This is a genomic window from Neisseria sp. P0021.S006 (assembly GCF_051956895.1).
On sequence record NZ_JBQCWZ010000551.1, the window covers coordinates 1 to 875 of the forward strand.

The window sequence follows — 875 nt, forward strand, 5'->3', positions numbered from 1 at the left end:
AAATAATGGATACCGAAGCCGCAACCGTACCGCAGGCATTGTCCTCCTTGAAAACTCCTGATAACCGCCCTGCCAGTGTTTTCCTGAAAAAAGACAAACCGACCCTGATTAAATTTTGGGCAAGTTGGTGTCCTTTGTGTTTGTCCGAACTGGGGCAAACCGAAAAATGGGCGCAAGATGCAAAATTCAGTTCTGCCAATCTGATTACCGTTGCCTCGCCCGGTTTTCTACACGAGAAAAAAGACGGCGACTTTCAAAAATGGTATGCCGGTTTGAACTATCCTAAGCTGCCCGTCGTGACCGACAACGGCGGCACCATCGCCCAAAGCCTGAATATCAGTGTTTACCCTTCGTGGGCATTAATCGGCAAAGACGGCGACGTGCAGCGCATCGTCAAAGGCAGCATCAACGAAGCGCAGGCATTGGCGTTAATCCGCGACCCGAATGCCGATATAGGCCGTCTGAAAAATTCGTTCTACAAACCCGACACACAGAAAAAGGATTCAGCAATCATGAATACGCGCACCATCTACCTCGCCGGCGGCTGCTTCTGGGGCTTGGAAGCCTATTTCCAACGCATAGACGGTGTGGTTGACGCCGTATCCGGCTACGCCAACGGCAAAACGGAAAACCCAAGCTACGAAGACGTTTCCTACCGCGATACAGGCCATGCCGAAACCGTCAAGGTCACCTACGATGCCGACAAACTCAGCCTAGACGACATCCTGCAATATTTCTTCCGCGTCGTTGACCCGACCAGCCGCAACAAACAGGGCAACGACAGCGGCACGCAATACCGCAGCGGCGTATACTACACCGACCCTGTCGAAAAAGCCGTCATCGCCGCCGCCCTCAAACGCGAGCAGCAAAAATAC

Annotated in this window: 1 protein-coding gene; it reads left to right on the forward strand. The window is 52.7% G+C overall.

Going from position 1 to position 875, the window contains the following annotated elements:
* On the forward strand, positions 1-875 hold an 875-nt coding region (gene msrAB / locus ACTHUM_RS15620), incomplete at both ends, for a bifunctional peptide-methionine (S)-S-oxide reductase MsrA/peptide-methionine (R)-S-oxide reductase MsrB (RefSeq protein ID WP_440403371.1).